Below are 17,408 nucleotides of genomic sequence, written 5' to 3'. Positions count from 1 at the left end.
CTAACTTCGCTACCGTCTTGCGTCGCTGCATCAGCAGCAGAGAAACGAGATTATGAAGAACCTTTTTCGCTTCGTCAACTGATTTTTTGCATTCGCTTAAATCTTGCTGACGTTACGGCCGCTGGTTTCTGCAGCGGCGCTCGCTTCAAATCAAGCGAGGAGGCGAATAGTAGGCCAACCATCGCTCCGTGACAAGGGTGTGACGCAACTTTTTTCGCGCACTCAGCGGTGCGCGGCTTCAGCGACCGCCGCGAGCGGGACTGTAGCTGCCATTGCCGCGTAGCCCGCGTCGCTCGGGTGGATGTGGTCGCCGCTGTCGTAGCGCGGCAAAAGACGATCCGGCCGGGCCGGATCGCGCAGCGCGCCGTCGAAATCCACCACGCCATCGAACGCGCCGCTCGTCCGAATCCAACGGTTGACCGCCTGGCGAATCTCCTCGCGGTCGCGGGGCAGCGACGCGGGTGTCAGTGTGGCGCCGAAAATTCGCATCCCGTGCCGATGCGCCGCCGCAATCACCTGCTGATAGCCGGCGATCAAACTCTGCGCTGTCACCGGCGTGTGCGGGAAATCGCAGTCGAGACCGGCGCGCGACGGCATCGCCGGGAAGTTGATGTCGTTGATCCCGATCAGCAGCACAACCGCTTTCACACCTGGGTGGGCGAGCACGTCGCGGTCGAAGCGGCGCACGAGGGCGTCGCCGTAGCACGGGGAGTCGCTCAGCAGCCGATTGCCGCTAATTCCCAGATTCAGGATCGAGGTCGCGCCATTCCCCGATTCGGCGAGCCGGCGGGCAAACGCGTCCGGCCAGCGTTGATTTCGATTCAGGCTCGAGCGCATGCCATCGGTAATCGAATCGCCGATCGCGGCGATGGCAGCCGATGAGGGCGCATCGACCGTCAACGCCGACACCCACGCGTACTGAGTGAACTTCGTCCGATAGGCGTCTGCGCCGGCGTCGGCGGCGTGGTTGCCAGGCGTCGACACGTAGTTGACCTGGCTCGAAACGCGGTGCCATACCGTCAGCGTCTGTTGCTGCCCCATATAGGAGCTGATCACGTAAGGCGCACCCGCGCTGACTTCCAACGGAACCGGATCGCTATCCAACTCCCCTCCGGGCGGCACCGTGACGGATTTGCGTCCGCCAAACGTCACCTGCATCGAACTGCCGGCCCTCAGCGCTGCCCCGCCGCCGGACTGCGCAATCTGCACATCTTCCAACACCAACGGCTCCCTGCCGTACGCGTTGCTGATGTGAACGCGCACTCCGCGCCCAGACAAGCTCGGGAAAACAATCTGCCGCACCGTGCGCGCCGCCACTTCCGGCGCGCGGTAAAGCGGCGGCAAGTCGGCTCGGTTCGGAATCGGCTGCAGCGCGGTGGCCCAGGACGTCACCCAGTGGGAAGGCGCGTCGGCGGCGACTGCGCACGGGATCGCGGGAAATTGCGAAAACAATGCGATGCCGCACAGAGTCGCGTTGAGGGCGATGAATTTACGGAAGCGAAAGGTCATTCGGTTGGCGTCGGTTTCGGGCGAAACGCCGATTGTGCCTGATGGACCCGCGTTTACGTCACTCGCCGGAACACTGCCATTCGGGTGTCAAACAGCCGTGTTTTCATCACACGATTGCGTGATTAAAACCATACTATGGAAACGCTTAAAAACAAGCGCTGAGCAAATAACGACCTGTCTCCCTTATTCCACGGCAATCGTTTGCGTCGAGGGGTAAATCATTCGCCGCGCCTGCCGATAAGACACCTCTAATCGTGGGAGAGACACGTGAAACTGCTTATCGGCCTCATCGTCGTGGCGGCCCTATCCGGGTGCGCCCAACTCCAGTCGCAGCATCCGGACGCCAGCGCAAACGTTAGCGCGGCGGCCCCAGCATCCAAGAAGATCGTCGATTTCGTGATTCCGGCCGACGCGCTAGGCGCCCGCGATCCCCAACTCACCGAGGTGCTTGCCAAGGTGGGCACCGTGGCGTCGAAGCAACCGCAGCCGACGACCATCGTCGTCGCCGCGCTTCCGCAGGACTTCGCGTATCTGAATCAGTCCGTGAAGCGCGGAATCACGCCGCAGCGGACCGCCGCCATTCGACTCGAAAACGTCGCCGTCGGCAGTTGTCAGCCGTACAGCGTCCAGATCAAGCCGACCGAGTAACCGGGGGAGCCTTCGCCATGTTCCGAATCATCATCTCCATCGCCGCGTTAGCGTGCGGCACCGCATGCGCCGCGCCACCCGCCGGCGATGCCCAAGCCGCGGCGAGCCAGATCGACTCGTCGAAGCCGTTCGCGATCAAGCCGACCACGGCGACGGCCGCGCCGAACCAAGTGTTCCCGCCGATTCCATCCTTTGCATCCTTGCCGCCGTCCCCAGGAGACAGCGACGAGGACGCGCCCGCGCCTGCCGAAACTCGCCATACGAAGAAAGGACGCCGCGCCCCCGTGAAAAAAGCACCGGAGATGCAGGTGCGTGTGGTGGTCAGCGACGAATCGCACGCCTATCTGACGAACGTGGAAACGCAACTCGACGCGCTCCTGCAGTCGCCTGCGCGGGACCGGCACGTTGCGGCGGGAGTCGAGTCCGTCGCCATGTGGCACTAGCGCACCGCACCGAGCCGAGGTCCGCCATGAATTCGCTATTCGCATCGCCGCGCCTGCGCCGCGCCAGCATCGCCGCGCTACTTGCCGTGTTCGGTTTCGCGCTGCCGGCGTCGAGCTATGCCGCCGACGACGACTGCTTCGCCCAAGCCGGCGCCTACCAAGGTGTGAATCCGGTGATCCTGCGCGCGATCGCCTGGTTCGAGTCCAAGGGCAATCCGGATGCCGTGCATCGCAATTCGGACGGCAGCATCGATGTCGGTCAGGCACAAATCAACTCGGTCCATTTCGGCGAGCTCCGCCGCTACGGTGTGCCGCCATACGCGCTCAAGGATGCGTGCGTGAACGTCTACGTGGCCGCATGGATTCTCAAGCAGAAGATGATTCGCTACGGCAACACGTGGAAGGCGATCGGCGCCTATCACTCGGAGAGCCCGCAGCCGCGCGATCAATACGCGCGCGGCATCTACAAGGTGCTCGTGTCGTGGGGCGCCGCCCCCTGAAATGCGATGGGGCCGGGCTTCCTGACGGAAAGCCCGGCCCCTCTTCCGCGCTAAGGCGCGTCGCGCCTTACACCTCTTCCGCCCACGACATGTTTTCGCGCGCCATCAACGCCGACGATGCCGCCGGCCCATAGGTGCCCGCCGTGTAGTTGCGCGGCCGGTCAGCCAGTTCCTTCCAGCCATCGATAATCGGCTCGACCCACGCCCACGCCGCTTCGACCTCGTCGCGGCGCATGAAGTGAGTCAAGCGCCCGCGGATCACGTCGATCAGCAAGCGCTCGTAGGCTTCCGCGCGACGTCCGCTCATGGCCTGCTGGAGATCGAGATTCAGGTTGACCGGCAGCATGTGCATGCCGCTACCCGGCTCTTTGGCGAGCATCTGCAACTGGATCGACTCCTCCGGCTGCAACTGGATCACGAGACGGTTGCCATAGTTGCGCGGACCGCTCGGGAAAATCGAAAACGGCATATCCGCGAACTCGATGACGATTTCGGAGCGCCGCTGCGGCAGACGCTTACCGGTACGCAGGAAAAACGGCACGTTGGCCCAGCGCCAATTGTTGATGTGCGCCCGCAGCGCGACGAACGTTTCCGTGCCGCTGCCGGACGGCACGTTGTCTTCTTCCAGATAGCCCTTCACTGGCTCGCCGTCGACCGCGCCCGCCATGTATTGAGCGCGCACGGTATCGCGCGCGATATCGGCCACCGTCATGCGGCGCAGCGAGCGCAGCACCTTCAGCTTTTCGTCGCGCACGGCGTCCGGATCGAGCGACACCGGCGGCTCCATCGCCACAATGCACAAGAGCTGCAGCAAGTGGTTCTGAACCATGTCGCGCAACGCGCCCGTCTGGTCGTAGAAACCCGCGCGACTGCCCACGCCGACGGTCTCGGCCACCGTGATCTGCACGCTCTTGATATACGGCGCCTGCCAGAGCGGACCGAAAATCGCGTTGCCAAAGCGCAGCACCATCAGGTTCTGCACGGTTTCTTTGCCGAGGTAGTGGTCGATCCGGTAGATCTGCGATTCGCTGAAGTGGCGTCCGACCGCCGCGTTGATCGCCTGCGCCGACTCGAAATCGTGGCCGAGCGGCTTTTCGAGCACGACGCGCGCCTTGTCATCGCACAGGCCGCAGGCCGAGAGGTTGTCGCAGATCGTCGTGAAGAGCTCGGGCGAGGTCGCGAGATAGAACACGCGCTGAGCGCCGCGGCGGGCCGTCGCGCAAAGGCGTGAGTAGTCGCCGGCGGCGCCGATGTCGATGCGCACGTACGCGAACAGTGCGAGGAATTTGTCCCACGCCTGCGGATCGAGCGCCTCTTTGTCGACGAACGGACGCGAGTGCTCCTCCATGAAGGCAAGGTATTGCTCCTGCGTCCAGTCCTTGCGGCCGACGGCGATGATCCGCGTCTCCGGCGGCAGATTGCCGTGCAGGTGCGCCATATAGAGCGCCGGCAACAGCTTGCGAGCGGACAAATCCCCGCCCCCGCCGAAGATGATCATGTCGAGGGGAAGGTCGGGAGCAGTGGAAGGAGCCTGAGTCATGATGGACGTGCGGTTCTAAGAGGTTGGACGAGCAATTTTCTCAAGGCACCTATGGTGCATGTTTGCCGGACTTTTTGCACGAAACGGTGAGGCCAGCCCGGCCCTTTTTTGCGCGTGCGTGCGATCTGAACTCGTTACTGTGCCCCGCTCGTATGTCAATCCGCCGTATGCGGGCGTTCGCTCACCGGACACGCCGCCGATCCGATCGAAAAAAACTCAAAATAATTTATTAACCGACCGGTCGGTTGATTTATACTCCACCAACGACAACTTCGGACGAGAGCGTTCCCCATGTATACGCAATCCCTCGACATCCCCGGCAACGTCGCGCCGCTCGACGCCGCCGCCGATTCGCCCGAACTGCAAGCCCGCTTCGACGCGGTGATGGACGCCGACGGAAAAATCGAACCGCAGGACTGGATGCCCGACGCCTACCGCAAGACGCTCGTGCGCCAGATCTCGCAGCATGCGCACTCGGAAATCGTCGGCATGCTGCCGGAGGGCAACTGGATCACCCGCGCGCCGAGCCTGAAACGCAAGGCGATCCTGCTCGCGAAGGTGCAGGACGAAGCGGGCCACGGTCTCTATTTGTATAGCGCGGCCGAAACGCTCGGCGTCTCGCGCGATCAACTGGTCGACGCGTTGCACTCCGGCAAGGCCAAGTATTCGAGCATCTTCAACTATCCGACGCCGACCTGGGCAGACGTCGGCGTGATCGGCTGGCTCGTCGACGGCGCCGCGATCATGAACCAGATTCCGCTGTGCCGCTGCACGTATGGCCCCTATGCGCGCGCGATGATCCGCGTCTGCAAGGAGGAGTCGTTCCACCAGCGCCAAGGCTTCGACGCCCTGCTCGCCATGATGAGCGGCACCGACGCTCAGCGCGAGTTGGTGCAGCAAGCGGTGGACCGCTGGTGGTGGCCGGTGCTGATGATGTTCGGGCCGAGCGACAAGGATTCGGTCCATAGCAACCAGTCGGCGAAATGGGGCATCAAGCGCATCACGAATGACGACCTGCGTCAGAAGTTCGTCGATGCGACGGTCGAGCAGGCGAAGGTGCTCGGCGTCACGCTGCCGGACGCGGATCTCAAATGGAACGAAGCGCGCGGTCACTACGACTACGGCACGATCGACTGGGAAGAATTCTGGCGCGTCGTGAACGGCGACGGTCCGTGCAACAAGGAGCGCCTCGCCACTCGCGTGAAGGCACACGAAAACGGCGCCTGGGTCCGCGAAGCGGCCCTCGCGCACGCGGAAAAGCAGCGCCGCCGTGCGCATCAAGAAGCCGCTTAAATCTGGTTTAGGAGATATCGATGAACAAGGAATGGCCGATTTGGGAAGTGTTCGTGCGCAGCAAGCAAGGGCTCGACCACAAGCATTGCGGAAGTCTGCATGCCGCCGACGCCTCGATGGCGCTGCGCATGGCGCGCGACGTCTACACGCGCCGCCAGGAAGGCGTGAGCATCTGGGTGGTGCCGTCGTCGGCGATCACGGCGTCCGATCCGAACGAGAAAGCTGAGCTGTTCGAGCCGGCCGGCGACAAGATCTACCGCCATCCGACGTTCTATACGCTGCCCGACGAAGTCAACCACATGTAAGCGCGCCATGAACACGACGCCCCAACATCTCTCGTACGTGCTGCGCCTCGCGGACAACGCGCTGATCCTCGGACAGCGCAACGCCGAATGGTGCGGCCATGGCCCGGTTCTCGAAGAAGATATCGCGCTCACCAATATGAGCCTCGACCTGATCGGTCAGGCGCGCCTCTTGTACTCGCACGCGGCGGTGATCGAGCTCGCGCTCACCGGCGCGAGCAAGACCGAAGACCACTACGCGTACTGGCGCGCGGAACGCGAATTCGCGAACTACACGTTCGCCGAGTTGCCGCACTACGGGCCGCTCTGCGGCACTGCGCGCGCGGAAAACGACTACGCGGTGACGATCGTGCGCAATTACCTCTACGCGGCGCTGATGGCGCATGTGTGGACGGCGCTCGAAGCGTCGAGCGATTCGCAATTGGCCGCAATCGCATCGAAGTCGATCAAGGAAACGCGTTACCACCTGCATCACGCGCGCGAATGGCTGATCCGTTTCGGCGACGGCACCGACGAATCGCATCGCCGCGCGCAAGCCGCGCTCGACTACCTGATGCCGTACACGCGCGAATTCTTCGCCACCGATGCGGTCGAGGAAGCAATCGCCGCAGCGGGTATCGGCCCGAACCTCGCCGACTTTGAAGCGGGGTGGCTCGAAGACGTGCAGGCCGCGCTCGAGGAAGCGACCCTCTCGCTGCCCGAGCCGGTCAAGCACATCACGACCGGCAAGCACGGCGAGCATTCCGAACACATGGGCTTCCTGCTCGCGACGATGCAAAGCATTGCCCGTCAGCATCCGGGCGCGATTTGGTGATGAGCGGGCAGACGACGCCCGCGGCAAATGGAGTTTCAACGATGACATCGACCGCCACTCTCGCTTCTGACGCCGCGCTCGAGCGCGCCTGGTCCGTGCTCGAAGCGGTACCGGACCCCGAGATTCCGGTCGTCTCGATTCGCGAGCTGGGCATCTTGCGCAACGTCAGCCGCGCCACGGACGGCGTGCTCGAAGTCGTCATCACGCCGACGTACTCGGGCTGCCCGGCGATGTCGCAAATCGCCGAGGACGTCGCACATGCGCTCGACGTCGCCGAGCTGGCGCCGTACCGGATCGAAACCGTGCTCGCCCCGGCGTGGACGACCGACTGGATGACGGACGAAGCCAAAGACAAGCTCCGCGCCTACGGCATCGCACCGCCAACGGGCCAATGCGGCAGCGGCTCGAACCCCGCCGCAGAAAAAGTCGTCCGATTCGCGCCGCGCCCGATGGCGGCGCCGGCCTGCCCGCGCTGCGGCTCCGCGCACACTGAGCGTCTCGCGCAATTCGGCTCGACCGCCTGCAAGGCGCTCTACCGCTGCCTCGACTGCCGCGAGCCCTTCGACTACTTCAAACCCTACTGATACCGATATGGCGACCCCGCAATTCCATCCGCTGCGCATCCGCGAGGTGCGCCCCGAAACCGCCGACGCGGTCTCGGTCTCGTTTGAAATCCCCGTCGAGCTGCGCGAGCAATACCGCTTCACGCAAGGCCAGTTCGTTACGCTGAAGACTCACATCGACGGCGAGGAAACGCGCCGCTCGTATTCGATCTGCGTCGGCGTCACCGACTACGATCGCGACGGCGAACTGCGCATCGGCATCAAGCGCGTGCGCGGCGGGCGCTTTTCGAACTTCGCGTTCGATACGCTCCAGCCCGGTCACACGATCGACGTGATGACGCCCGACGGCCGCTTCTTCACGCATCTGAACGCCGATCAGGGCAAGCAGTACGTCGCGTTCTCGGGCGGCTCGGGCATCACGCCGGTGCTCGCGATCATCAAGACGACGCTCGAAATCGAGCCGCGCAGCACGTTCACGCTGATCTACGGCAACCGCAGCGTCGACGCGATCATGTTCGCCGAAGAGCTCGAAGACCTGAAGAACCGGTTCATGAACCGCTTGGTGCTGTACCACGTCCTTTCCGACGATATGCAGGACGTCGAGCTTTTCAACGGCGTGCTCGATCAGGCGAAGTGCGCGGCATTCCTCGAAGAACTCATTCCCGCCGCCGCGATCGACGAAGCGTTCATCTGCGGCCCCGCGCCGATGATGGATGCGGCCGAAGCCGCGCTCAAGGCCGCAGGCCTCGCGCAAGAGAAAGTCCACGTTGAGCGCTTCGGCACCCCGCTGCCGCAGGCAGGCGCACCGGTCGTCGAAATCACCGAAAGCACGCCGGCCGCGGATCTCGAAATCGTCCTCGACGGCAAGCGGCGCAAGCTGCGCCTGCCGTATGAAGGCGTGAGCCTGCTCGACGTCGGCCTGCACGCCGGCCTCGCGCTGCCCTACGCGTGCAAGGGCGGCGTTTGCTGCACGTGCCGCGCGAAGGTGATCGAAGGCGAGGTGCGGATGGAGAAGAACTACACGCTCGAAGAGCAGGAAATCGCGGATGGTTTCGTCCTGACGTGCCAGTGCCATCCGGTCAGCGATAAGGTTGTCGTGAGCTACGACGAGCGCTGAGCGTCGCGAGCGCTCCCTCGGCCGTCGGCTGTCGCGGTCGCGCGATCGCTTAAACTAGGGGCCGCTCGCCGGCCGGACCAAAGCGTCCAGCCAGCGAGCGGCCTCTTTTATTCACCCGCTATCTCGATGAGCACAATCCACGTCATCCCTGGCGGCTCGGCCGCCGAAGCCTTGCGCATCGCGCTCCTGCAAGCAGGACGAAGCGACGAAGTCGTCGCACTGCGAGACGATCTCGCGATCGGCCCGCTGCGCGGCGCCGACGACACGCCCGACGTTCGCAAGGCTTTCTGGGAACGCGTGTTCGACGACGATACGCGCATCGATTTCGCCCGCGAACTCGACGCCGAGGCGGCACGCATCGAACGGCTCGTCAGCACGGATGCGCCTGTCGTCATCTGGCACGCACAGAGCGCCGGCGACCAGTTGATGCTGCGTCGCGTCGCCTATCACCTGCGCAACGTGCCGCAGCGGATCAACGAAGTGCGTCTTTCGATCGACGATCTCGGCGCCGGCGCGCTGGCGACGGCTCGCTCCGATCGTGCGACCGCGGTCGGCATGTTCAATCCCGAGATTCTCGGCGCGAAGCTCGACGACGCTGCGCCGATCTCCGTGCTGCGCATCAGCCGTCTCGCGCTCGAGTGGCAGGAGGTCAAGCAGGCGAATGCGGAAACCCGCCGCTGGCAGGACAACACGTTCAAAAGCGGCAGCTTCGCCGAACTCGACGCGATTCTCGTCGACCGCGCGAGCGACAGCTGGCAGGTTGCTGCGCGCGTCGCCGCCGAGCTGATGGTGGCGGACGTCGGTTTCCTCGTCAGCGACTCAGTCGCGCTCTGGCGCTGCCGAGAAGCCGCCGCAGCCGGACGCATCGAGCTGCGCGGCAAGTTGCCGAACGCGTCGAACTGGCGCACGCTGGAACTGCGCGCAGCCGCGCACGCATGCCGCGCTGCCGCCCCCCAATAACAACAACACAGCAACGATTCAGCGCCCTAATACAGCGCCCTAAGTCATGGCCCGCACCCGAGCACCCGATCACGAATCCCAACGCGAGCAAATCCTCGAACTCGCAGCGGCAAAGTTTGCACAAACCAGCTACCCGAGCACGTCGATGGCGGATCTCGCCGCGGCGAGCGGCACGTCGAAGGCGCGCCTCTATCACTATTACGAGAGCAAGGAAGCGATCCTCTTCGACCTGCTCGACCGCTACACGAAACGGCTGATGCTGATCATCGCCGAGGTCGAAGGCTCGAGCCAGCGGCGCGGGCTATCCGAACGCGAGACCTTCGCGGAGCTGGTGCGCGCATTTCTTGCCGAGTACGAGACTTCGCACAGCCGCCACGTCGCGCTTCTGAACGACGTCAAATATCTCCTCGAGACGCAGCGCGAGATCGTGCTCAATCGCCAGCGCGACATCGTCGCCGCGTTTGCCCGCCAGCTTGCCCGCGCCTATCCGGAGCGCGCCACGAAGGAAAACCAGACCGCGCTCACGATGATGGTGTTCGGCATGATCAACTGGACCTTCACCTGGCTCAAGCCGGGCGGACGGCTCGGGTATAGCGAGTTCGCCGAGCAGGTCATGAGCGTCCTCGAGAATGGGCTGCTCGACAAGGGTTGATCTTGCATGGCAGCAATCCCTGGCTGCGCCGGATCGACGCAGCCAGGGTGTTGTGCGGTTACACAACACATCCTCAACATCTATATAAAACAATAACTTAGAGCGTATTCCTGCGAAGTTTAGAAGCTGCGCTCAGTCCGAGATACGGGTTTTCCCTAGTTCGTCAGTTGCGTTTCCGTTAAAATGCATATTGCGTTGCAGCAATGCCGCGCACCACGAGCATAGGAGAACCCACGATGAAACAGCACCGTAACCGCGCCGCCGAGCCGATCGAGACTTCCGATCGCCCGTTGCTTTCCGCTGTTCGCGCGCCGGCTCTCGTCCGGGAACTGACGTCTAACGACCGTGAGCGTCTGCTCACGCACTTTCTCGCGCTCGATTCGGATGACCGTCTACTGCGTTTTGGTCAATTCGTACCGGATCACGTCATTGAAAACTACGTCCGCGCGATCGACTTCTCGCGCGATACCGTGTTCGGCGTCTTCAACAAAGAATTGGAATTGGTGGGCGTCGGCCATTTGGCCTACTTGCCGGCCGAAGGCGACAAGCGCACCGCGGAATTCGGCGTCTCGGTGCTTGAAAGCTCGCGCGGCAACGGCATCGGCACGAAGCTCTTCGAGCGCGCCGCGATCCGCAGCCGCAATACGCACGTCAGCCACCTCTACATGCACTGCCTGTCGCGCAACTCGACGATGATGCACATCGCGAAGAAAGCCGGCATGAAGATCGAATACGCGTACGGCGAAGCCGATGCCTATCTGAAGCTGTCGCCCGCCGACCAAACCAGCATCATCGCGGAAATGCTTCAGGAGCAAGCCGCGGTGTTCGACTACGCGATCAAGCGCCAAGTGCGCCGCACGACGCAATTCCTCGAATCGATGGTGCCGTCGGATATCGCCGTTTAATCGGCGTTTCTCGATACACCCAGACGCGGGCGGCTTCGGCCGCCCGTTTTCATTGCGGCGGCCTGCTCACAGAATCGGCAGCGCCGTGGTCTCCTTGATGCGCTCGAGCGAAAAACTCGTCTTCACGTCGATCACCGACGGATGGTGCAGCAACTGGTCCTGCACGAAGCGCGAGAAGTGCGCCATATCCTCGACCTGCACGCGCAGCAGATAGTCCATATCGCCCGCCATCGCATGGCAGGCGACGACCTCCGGCCAGGTCTGCACCGACGCCTTGAACAGTTCCGCGTGCGTCGTACCCGCGCGCATCGACGCTTCACCGCGCTTCCCCGACAAGCTATCCGCGGGGCTGCCGCGCTTTTCGAGCCGCACGTTCACGTACGCGAGCAGGTCGAGCCCGAGCTTCTGCGCGTCGAGCAGCGCGACATAGCCGCGAATCACCCCGCTCTCCTCGAGGCGCCGGATGCGCCGCAGGCATGGGCTCGGCGACAAGTTCACCCGGTCGGCGATGTCCTGATTCGACAGCCGTCCATTCTCCTGAAGAACCGCAAGAATTCGCCTGTCGACGGCGTCGAGTTCGATGGCAGCCATTTCCCGTCCTGAATCCGTCTTATTGAGACAGCAAATTGCGCCATCGTAGTCACGGCCGATTAAGTTCGCAAGTTTCCTCCGCCCTCACCGCTCTACACTTGCGCTTATTCAATACGGCTCGCGCCGAGCTATTCAGGAGACGCAGATGCAGGTCCAAACCTGGGAAAACCCCGTCGGCACCGACGGTTTCGAATTCATCGAATACACCGCGCCGGACCCGAAGGCGCTCGGCAAATTGTTCGAGCAAATGGGCTTCACCGCGATCGCGCGCCATCGCCACAAGGACGTGACGCTGTACCGCCAAGGCGGCATCAACTTCATCGTCAACGGGGAACCGGATTCGTTCGCGCAACGTTTCACCCGCCTGCACGGCCCGTCGATCTGCGCGATTGCGTTCCGCGTGCAGGACGCCGCGAAGGCGTACAAGCACGCGCTCGAACTCGGCGCGTGGGGCTTCGACAACAAGACCGGCCCGATGGAGCTGAACATCCCGGCGATCAAGGGCATCGGCGATTCGCTGATCTATTTCGTCGACCGCTGGCGCGGCAAGAACGGCGCGCAACCGGGCAGCATCGGCGACATCGACATCTATGACGTCGACTTCGAGCCGATCCCGGGTGCGGACCAGAACCCGGCCGGTCACGGCCTCACCTACATCGACCACCTGACGCACAACGTCCATCGTGGCCGCATGCAGGAATGGGCCTCGTTCTACGAGCGTCTCTTCAACTTCCGCGAAATCCGCTACTTCGACATCGAAGGCAAGGTGACCGGCGTGAAGTCGAAGGCGATGACGTCGCCGTGCGGCAAGATCCGCATTCCGATCAACGAGGAAGGCTCGGAGACGGCCGGCCAGATTCAGGAATACCTCGACGCCTATCACGGCGAAGGCATCCAGCACATCGCGCTCGGCTCGACCGATATCTATCGCACCGTCGATGGTCTGCGCACGTCGAACATCAAGCTGCTCGACACGATCGACACGTATTACGAGCTCGTCGACCGCCGCGTGCCCGATCACGGCGAACCGATCGACGAACTGAAGAAACGCAAGATCCTGATCGACGGCGCAAAGGAAGACCTGCTGCTGCAGATCTTCACCGAGAACCAGATCGGCCCGATCTTCTTCGAGATCATCCAGCGCAAGGGCAATCAGGGCTTCGGCGAAGGCAACTTCAAGGCGCTGTTCGAGTCGATCGAACTGGATCAGATCCGGCGCGGCGTCGTGCAGGACAAGAACTGATAAGCGGGGGCTTTGAGTGCGTCGCGCGCGGACTGCGGCGACGCGCTGTCTAAAAGAAGGACCGTAAGTAGAAAGGGCGAAGATCTCGCGATCTTCGCCCTTTTGCTTTTGTGCGTGGCTCGCGCGTCAGAAGCGCGTGTCCTTGATCGTCAATTGGACCTGGGTCGTGTCCGCTGCAGCTTCGGCGGTCTGCGCCGTGTGCGCGACCGCTGCCGCGAGCGTGTTGCCGCTCGTCGCCCGAACCGGCGCGCTCATCGCGAAGAACGCGGCGGAGACCATGAGGAAGGTCTGGATATTTCGAGTGTTCATAAAACTCCTTTTTCTACACTGCAAAACTGCCTTTCGGCCGCGACGCACTCTATAGAGCCTCGCGGCGCTGCACCTAGGCGCAGATCAAGCAAGTTGGGAATTAGACAGAGGTTGTATGACCGGTTCCGCTGGCGCACGAGGTTTTACAGGACGTTACAGAACGCCGAATTCCGTTGCATCCCATGTCAGCCGGCGTAATCAGCCTGTCACAAAGCGTGGTTCGCCGCGTCAGATAAGGCTCTATCGGCGTTCTGCGGCGGGTTTCCACCAGTGCTAGGATTTCTCAAAACCCGTCAATATGGCGGCCCCGGCCGGAGCGTTCACAAGATGTTCCAGGCCCAGAAGTTTTGGCGATCCCAGACTGGGTTGGAGGAGTCCACATAATGAATGCCCCGCTAGACGCTGGTCAGCGAGCCTCGCTCGAAGCCGCGTTGTCTTCCGTCACGCTCGACGACAAATACACGCTCGAACGCGGCCGCGCGTACATGAGCGGCATCCAGGCGCTGGTCCGCCTGCCGATGCTGCAACAGGAACGCGACAAGGCCGCCGGGCTCAATACGGCTGGCTTCATTTCCGGCTATCGCGGATCTCCGCTCGGCGGGCTCGATCTCTCATTGTGGAAAGCGAAGAAGCACCTCGCTGGCCACCAAGTGGTGTTCCAACCCGGCATCAACGAAGACCTCGCCGCGACCGCGGTCTGGGGCTCACAGCAAGTCAACCTCTACCCCGGCGCGAAGTACGACGGGGTGTTCTCGATGTGGTACGGCAAGGGCCCCGGCGTCGATCGCAGCATCGACGTCATCAAGCACGCCAACTCGGCCGGCTCGTCGCGACACGGCGGCGTCCTGGTGCTCGCCGGCGACGACCACGCCGCCAAGTCCTCCACGCTTGCGCACCAGTCCGAGCACGTCTTCAAGGCATCCGGCGTGCCGGTGCTGTTCCCGTCGAATGTGCAGGAATATCTCGACTTCGGCTTGCACGGCTGGGCGATGAGCCGCTACTCGGGTCTCTGGGTGGCGATGAAGTGCGTGACCGACGTGGTCGAATCGTCAGCCTCGGTCGATATCGATCCGCAGCGCACGCAGATCGTGCTACCCAGCGATTTCGCGATGCCCGACGGCGGCTTGAACATTCGCTGGCCCGATCCGCCGCTGGTGCAGGAAGCGCGTCTGCTCGACTACAAGTGGTACGCCGCGCTCGCCTATGTGCGCGCGAACAAGCTCGACCGCGTCGAGATCGATTCGCCGCATGCGCGCTTCGGCATCATCACCGGCGGCAAGGCGTATCTCGACGTGCGCCAGGCGCTGACGGACCTCGGTCTCGATGACGAAACGTGTTCGCGCATCGGCATTCGTCTCTATAAGGTCGGCTGCGTGTGGCCGCTCGAAGCGCAAGGCGCGCATGCGTTTGCGCGCGGTCTCGACGAGATTCTGGTGGTCGAGGAAAAGCGCCAGATTCTCGAATACGCGATCAAGGAAGAGCTGTACAACTGGCCGGACGGTCAGCGTCCGCGCGTGTTCGGCAAGTTCGACGAGAAGGACGGCGCAGGCGGCGAATGGTCGGTGCCGATGGGCAACTGGCTGTTGCCCGCGCACTATGAACTGTCGCCGGCGATCATCGCGAAGGCCATCGCAACGCGCCTCGACAAGTTCGACCTGCCGTCCGACGTGCGCGCGCGCATCGCGGCGCGCATCGCCGTGATCGAAGCGAAGGAGAAGGCGCTCGCCAAGCCGCGCGTCATCGAAGCGGAGCGCAAGCCGTGGTTCTGCTCGGGTTGCCCGCACAACACGTCGACGAACGTGCCGGAAGGCTCGCGCGCGATGGCCGGCATCGGCTGCCACTACATGACCGTTTGGATGGACCGCAACACCAGCACATTCAGCCAGATGGGCGGCGAAGGTGTCGCGTGGACCGGCCAGGCGCCGTTCACGACCGAAAAGCACGTGTTCGCGAACTTGGGCGACGGCACGTACTTCCACTCGGGGCTGCTTGCGATCCGCGCGTCGATCGCGTCGAAGGCGAACATCACCTACAAGATCCTCTATAACGATGCGGTCGCGATGACGGGCGGCCAGCCCGTCGACGGCGTGCTGACCGTGCCGCAAATCACGAATCAGCTCGCGGCCGAAGGCGCCAAGAAGATCGTGATCGTCACCGACGAGCCGCAGAAGTACCAAGGCACGACGCTGCTTGCGCCGGGCGTGAACATCCATCACCGCGACGAACTCGACGCGGTGCAGAAAGAGCTGCGCGAGATCGCCGGCACGACGATCCTGGTCTACGACCAGACCTGCGCGACCGAAAAGCGCCGTCGTCGCAAGAAAGGCGAATTCCCCGACCCGGCGCGCCGCGTCGTCATCAACGAGGCGGTGTGCGAAGGTTGCGGCGATTGCTCGGTGCAGTCGAATTGCCTGTCGGTCGAACCGCTCGAAACCGAGTTCGGCACCAAGCGGCAGATCAATCAGTCTTCGTGCAATAAGGACTTCTCGTGCCTGAAAGGCTTCTGCCCGAGCTTCGTGACGGTGGAAGGCGGACAGTTGAAGAAGCCGAAGGCGGTCGGCGGCGACGTCGGTGAATTGCCGGCGATTCCCGAGCCGGACCTGCCCGCGATCGGCCGGCCGTACGGCGTGCTCGTGACGGGCGTCGGCGGCACCGGCGTCGTGACGATCGGCGCGCTGCTCGGCATGGCGGCGCACCTCGAGCAAAAGGGCGTCACCGTGCTCGACGTGACCGGCCTCGCGCAAAAAGGCGGCGCCGTGATGAGCCACGTGCAGATCGCGAACGCGCCGGCCGACATCCACGCGACCCGCATCGCGATGGGCGAAGCGAATCTCGTGATCGGCTGCGACGCGATCGTCACCGCGACCGATGAATGCACGTCGCGCATGAAGCATGGCCAGACACGCGTGGTCATCAACAGCGCGAAGACGCCGACGGCCGAATTCATCAAGAACCCGAACTGGGCGTTCCCGGGCCTCTCCACCGAAGCCGACGTGCGCGCGGCAGCGGGCGACGACGTCGATCTGGTCGACGCCAATCACTTCGCCGTCGCGCTGCTCGGCGACGCGATCTACACGAACCCGTTCGTGCTCGGCTACGCGTGGCAGCGCGGCTGGCTACCGCTCACGCACGAGTCGCTCACGCGCGCGATCGAGCTGAACGCCGTGCAGGTCGAGAAGAACCTCGCCGCCTTCGAATGGGGCCGCCGTGCCGCGCATGATCTGGCGAGCGTGAGGCGCGCCGCGTCGCCGGCCAGCACGGGTGTCGCCGCAAGCGATGCGACGAGCGCGACGGTGATCGCGTTGCACACGAAGAAGGCCGTCGATTCGTTGATCGCGAAGCGCGTCGAGCAACTGACCGCCTATCAAAACGCGGCCTATGCGACGCGCTACTCGACGCTCGTCGAGCAAATGCGCGCAGCCGAGCACGCGCTCGACAGCGACGCCATGCACGAACCGCTCACGGAAGCGGTCGCCCGAAATCTGTACAAGCTGATGGCGTACAAGGACGAGTACGAAGTCGCGCGTCTTCAGTCGGACCCGGCGTTCATCGAAAAGCTGAAGACGCAATTCGAGGGCGACTGGAAGCTCAACTTCTATCTCGCGCCGCCAACCTTCGCGAAGAAGGACACGAAGGGCCACTTGGTGAAGAAGCAGTACGGTCCGCGCATGATGACCGGGTTCAAGCTTCTCGCGAAGATGAAATTCCTGCGCGGCACGGCGCTCGACGTCTTTGGCAGGACCGAGGAGCGCAAGACCGAGCGTGCGTTGATCGGCGAGTACGAGGCGCTCGTGCGCGAGCTGATCGGCGGATTGAAGGCCGACAAGCTCGCGCTGGCGATCGAACTTGCGAGCCTGCCGGATGGGATTCGCGGCTACGGTCACGTCAAGGAGAACAACCTGCGCGCGGTTCGCGTGAAGTGGAACGACTTGCTCGCGCGGTGGCGCACGCCGGGCGGCGGGGAGGCTCGGCAGCACGCGGCTTGAAGCAAGGCGCGGCGAAGCGCTGATTGTTGACTA

At 63.4% G+C, this 17,408-nt stretch carries 18 protein-coding genes; 14 read left to right on the top strand and 4 right to left on the bottom strand.

Annotated elements, in window-relative coordinates; translation table 11 throughout:
* The coding region (locus AAHK20_RS08300) for a hypothetical protein (protein WP_449180968.1) at nt 1–192 on the top strand (192 nt) is incomplete at its 5' end.
* A gap of 30 nt (nt 193–222) precedes the next feature.
* Here AAHK20_RS08300 and AAHK20_RS08295 read toward each other — a convergent pair.
* Complete coding sequence (locus AAHK20_RS08295; RefSeq protein WP_449180967.1) at nt 223–1,509, bottom strand: SGNH/GDSL hydrolase family protein; 1,287 nt, start codon at nt 1,507–1,509, stop codon at nt 223–225.
* Nucleotides 1,510–1,776: 267 nt separating this feature from the next.
* Here AAHK20_RS08295 and AAHK20_RS08290 point away from each other — a divergent pair, with 267 nt between their 5' ends.
* From AAHK20_RS08290 to AAHK20_RS08280, 3 genes are read left to right on the top strand one after another with little or no spacing between them, the layout of a single operon-like run.
* Nucleotides 1,777–2,157, top strand: coding sequence for a hypothetical protein (locus tag AAHK20_RS08290; protein ID WP_449180966.1), 381 nt, complete (start codon nt 1,777–1,779; stop codon nt 2,155–2,157).
* A gap of 17 nt (nt 2,158–2,174) precedes the next feature.
* On the top strand, nt 2,175–2,600 hold the full coding sequence (locus AAHK20_RS08285; RefSeq protein ID WP_449180965.1) for a hypothetical protein: 426 nt from the start codon (nt 2,175–2,177) through the stop codon (nt 2,598–2,600).
* A gap of 26 nt (nt 2,601–2,626) precedes the next feature.
* Nucleotides 2,627–3,100 (top strand): lytic transglycosylase domain-containing protein, encoded by a 474-nt coding sequence (locus AAHK20_RS08280; protein WP_449180964.1) that lies wholly within the window; start codon nt 2,627–2,629, stop codon nt 3,098–3,100.
* 67 nt (nt 3,101–3,167) lie between these two features.
* On the opposite strand, the gene zwf is transcribed toward AAHK20_RS08280, so the two are convergent.
* On the bottom strand, nt 3,168–4,640 hold the full coding sequence (zwf, locus tag AAHK20_RS08275) for a glucose-6-phosphate dehydrogenase (protein ID WP_449180963.1): 1,473 nt from the start codon (nt 4,638–4,640) through the stop codon (nt 3,168–3,170).
* A gap of 291 nt (nt 4,641–4,931) precedes the next feature.
* Between zwf and paaA the strand changes: the two genes are divergently transcribed.
* The 8 genes from paaA (at nt 4,932) to AAHK20_RS08235 (ending at nt 11,246) form a co-directional block, all read left to right on the top strand.
* Nucleotides 4,932–5,933 carry a 1,2-phenylacetyl-CoA epoxidase subunit PaaA gene (gene paaA / locus AAHK20_RS08270; RefSeq protein WP_449180962.1) on the top strand — a complete coding sequence of 334 codons (1,002 nt, stop codon included), beginning with the start codon at nt 4,932–4,934 and terminating at the stop codon, nt 5,931–5,933.
* Between the two features lie 20 nt (nt 5,934–5,953).
* Entirely contained in the window at nt 5,954–6,238 is a 285-nt protein-coding gene (paaB, locus tag AAHK20_RS08265) for a 1,2-phenylacetyl-CoA epoxidase subunit PaaB (protein ID WP_010092957.1), read from the top strand.
* Nucleotides 6,239–6,245: 7 nt separating this feature from the next.
* The gene (paaC, locus tag AAHK20_RS08260; RefSeq protein WP_449180961.1) at nt 6,246–7,049 is read left to right on the top strand and encodes a 1,2-phenylacetyl-CoA epoxidase subunit PaaC; all 804 of its coding nucleotides are present in this window, start codon (nt 6,246–6,248) and stop codon (nt 7,047–7,049) included.
* 41 nt (nt 7,050–7,090) lie between these two features.
* Complete coding sequence (gene paaD / locus AAHK20_RS08255; protein WP_449180960.1) at nt 7,091–7,633, top strand: 1,2-phenylacetyl-CoA epoxidase subunit PaaD; 543 nt, start codon at nt 7,091–7,093, stop codon at nt 7,631–7,633.
* Nucleotides 7,634–7,640: 7 nt separating this feature from the next.
* Nucleotides 7,641–8,729: a 1,2-phenylacetyl-CoA epoxidase subunit PaaE gene (gene paaE, locus AAHK20_RS08250; protein WP_449180959.1), complete on the top strand. Its 1,089-nt coding sequence runs from the start codon at nt 7,641–7,643 to the stop codon at nt 8,727–8,729.
* Between the two features lie 126 nt (nt 8,730–8,855).
* The gene (locus AAHK20_RS08245) at nt 8,856–9,689 is read left to right on the top strand and encodes a DUF1835 domain-containing protein (RefSeq protein ID WP_449180958.1); all 834 of its coding nucleotides are present in this window, start codon (nt 8,856–8,858) and stop codon (nt 9,687–9,689) included.
* A 46-nt stretch (nt 9,690–9,735) separates the two neighbouring features.
* A complete protein-coding gene (locus tag AAHK20_RS08240) occupies nt 9,736–10,341 on the top strand; it encodes a TetR/AcrR family transcriptional regulator (protein WP_449180957.1) in 606 nt (201 codons plus the stop codon).
* Nucleotides 10,342–10,577: 236 nt separating this feature from the next.
* Nucleotides 10,578–11,246, top strand: a complete 669-nt coding sequence (locus AAHK20_RS08235; RefSeq protein WP_449180956.1) for a GNAT family N-acetyltransferase — start codon at nt 10,578–10,580, stop codon at nt 11,244–11,246.
* Nucleotides 11,247–11,312: 66 nt separating this feature from the next.
* On the opposite strand, the gene AAHK20_RS08230 is transcribed toward AAHK20_RS08235, so the two are convergent.
* Nucleotides 11,313–11,837, bottom strand: a complete 525-nt coding sequence (locus AAHK20_RS08230; protein ID WP_449180955.1) for an Lrp/AsnC family transcriptional regulator — start codon at nt 11,835–11,837, stop codon at nt 11,313–11,315.
* 145 nt (nt 11,838–11,982) lie between these two features.
* On the opposite strand from AAHK20_RS08230, the gene hppD reads away from it, so the two are divergent.
* Nucleotides 11,983–13,080 carry a 4-hydroxyphenylpyruvate dioxygenase gene (gene hppD / locus AAHK20_RS08225; RefSeq protein WP_449180954.1) on the top strand — a complete coding sequence of 366 codons (1,098 nt, stop codon included), beginning with the start codon at nt 11,983–11,985 and terminating at the stop codon, nt 13,078–13,080.
* A 126-nt stretch (nt 13,081–13,206) separates the two neighbouring features.
* Here the strand turns inward: hppD and AAHK20_RS08220 are convergent, their stop codons facing one another.
* Nucleotides 13,207–13,389 (bottom strand): hypothetical protein, encoded by a 183-nt coding sequence (locus AAHK20_RS08220; protein ID WP_449180953.1) that lies wholly within the window; start codon nt 13,387–13,389, stop codon nt 13,207–13,209.
* Nucleotides 13,390–13,772: 383 nt separating this feature from the next.
* Between AAHK20_RS08220 and AAHK20_RS08215 the strand changes: the two genes are divergently transcribed.
* Nucleotides 13,773–17,375: an indolepyruvate ferredoxin oxidoreductase family protein gene (locus AAHK20_RS08215; protein ID WP_449180952.1), complete on the top strand. Its 3,603-nt coding sequence runs from the start codon at nt 13,773–13,775 to the stop codon at nt 17,373–17,375.
* Nucleotides 17,376–17,408: the final 33 nt, after the last annotated feature.

The organism is Trinickia camelliae (assembly GCF_053525655.1).
The sequence above is the reverse complement of the archived record's forward strand: the minus strand, read 5'-3'. Positions and strand labels throughout refer to the sequence as shown.

What these genes read in the sequence shown, in the direction of transcription:
- AAHK20_RS08230 (WP_449180955.1), bottom strand. Translation starts at nt 11,837, where the DNA reads ATGGCTGCCATCGAACTCGACGCCGTCGACAGGCGAATTCTTGCGGTT.
- zwf (WP_449180963.1), bottom strand. Translation starts at nt 4,640, where the DNA reads ATGACTCAGGCTCCTTCCACTGCTCCCGACCTTCCCCTCGACATGATC.
- paaB (WP_010092957.1), top strand. Translation starts at nt 5,954, where the DNA reads ATGAACAAGGAATGGCCGATTTGGGAAGTGTTCGTGCGCAGCAAGCAA.
- AAHK20_RS08220 (WP_449180953.1), bottom strand. Translation starts at nt 13,389, where the DNA reads ATGAACACTCGAAATATCCAGACCTTCCTCATGGTCTCCGCCGCGTTC.
- paaD (WP_449180960.1), top strand. Translation starts at nt 7,091, where the DNA reads ATGACATCGACCGCCACTCTCGCTTCTGACGCCGCGCTCGAGCGCGCC.
- hppD (WP_449180954.1), top strand. Translation starts at nt 11,983, where the DNA reads ATGCAGGTCCAAACCTGGGAAAACCCCGTCGGCACCGACGGTTTCGAA.
- AAHK20_RS08215 (WP_449180952.1), top strand. Translation starts at nt 13,773, where the DNA reads ATGAATGCCCCGCTAGACGCTGGTCAGCGAGCCTCGCTCGAAGCCGCG.
- paaE (WP_449180959.1), top strand. Translation starts at nt 7,641, where the DNA reads ATGGCGACCCCGCAATTCCATCCGCTGCGCATCCGCGAGGTGCGCCCC.
- AAHK20_RS08285 (WP_449180965.1), top strand. Translation starts at nt 2,175, where the DNA reads ATGTTCCGAATCATCATCTCCATCGCCGCGTTAGCGTGCGGCACCGCA.
- AAHK20_RS08240 (WP_449180957.1), top strand. Translation starts at nt 9,736, where the DNA reads ATGGCCCGCACCCGAGCACCCGATCACGAATCCCAACGCGAGCAAATC.
- AAHK20_RS08235 (WP_449180956.1), top strand. Translation starts at nt 10,578, where the DNA reads ATGAAACAGCACCGTAACCGCGCCGCCGAGCCGATCGAGACTTCCGAT.
- paaC (WP_449180961.1), top strand. Translation starts at nt 6,246, where the DNA reads ATGAACACGACGCCCCAACATCTCTCGTACGTGCTGCGCCTCGCGGAC.
- AAHK20_RS08245 (WP_449180958.1), top strand. Translation starts at nt 8,856, where the DNA reads ATGAGCACAATCCACGTCATCCCTGGCGGCTCGGCCGCCGAAGCCTTG.
- AAHK20_RS08295 (WP_449180967.1), bottom strand. Translation starts at nt 1,509, where the DNA reads ATGACCTTTCGCTTCCGTAAATTCATCGCCCTCAACGCGACTCTGTGC.
- AAHK20_RS08280 (WP_449180964.1), top strand. Translation starts at nt 2,627, where the DNA reads ATGAATTCGCTATTCGCATCGCCGCGCCTGCGCCGCGCCAGCATCGCC.
- paaA (WP_449180962.1), top strand. Translation starts at nt 4,932, where the DNA reads ATGTATACGCAATCCCTCGACATCCCCGGCAACGTCGCGCCGCTCGAC.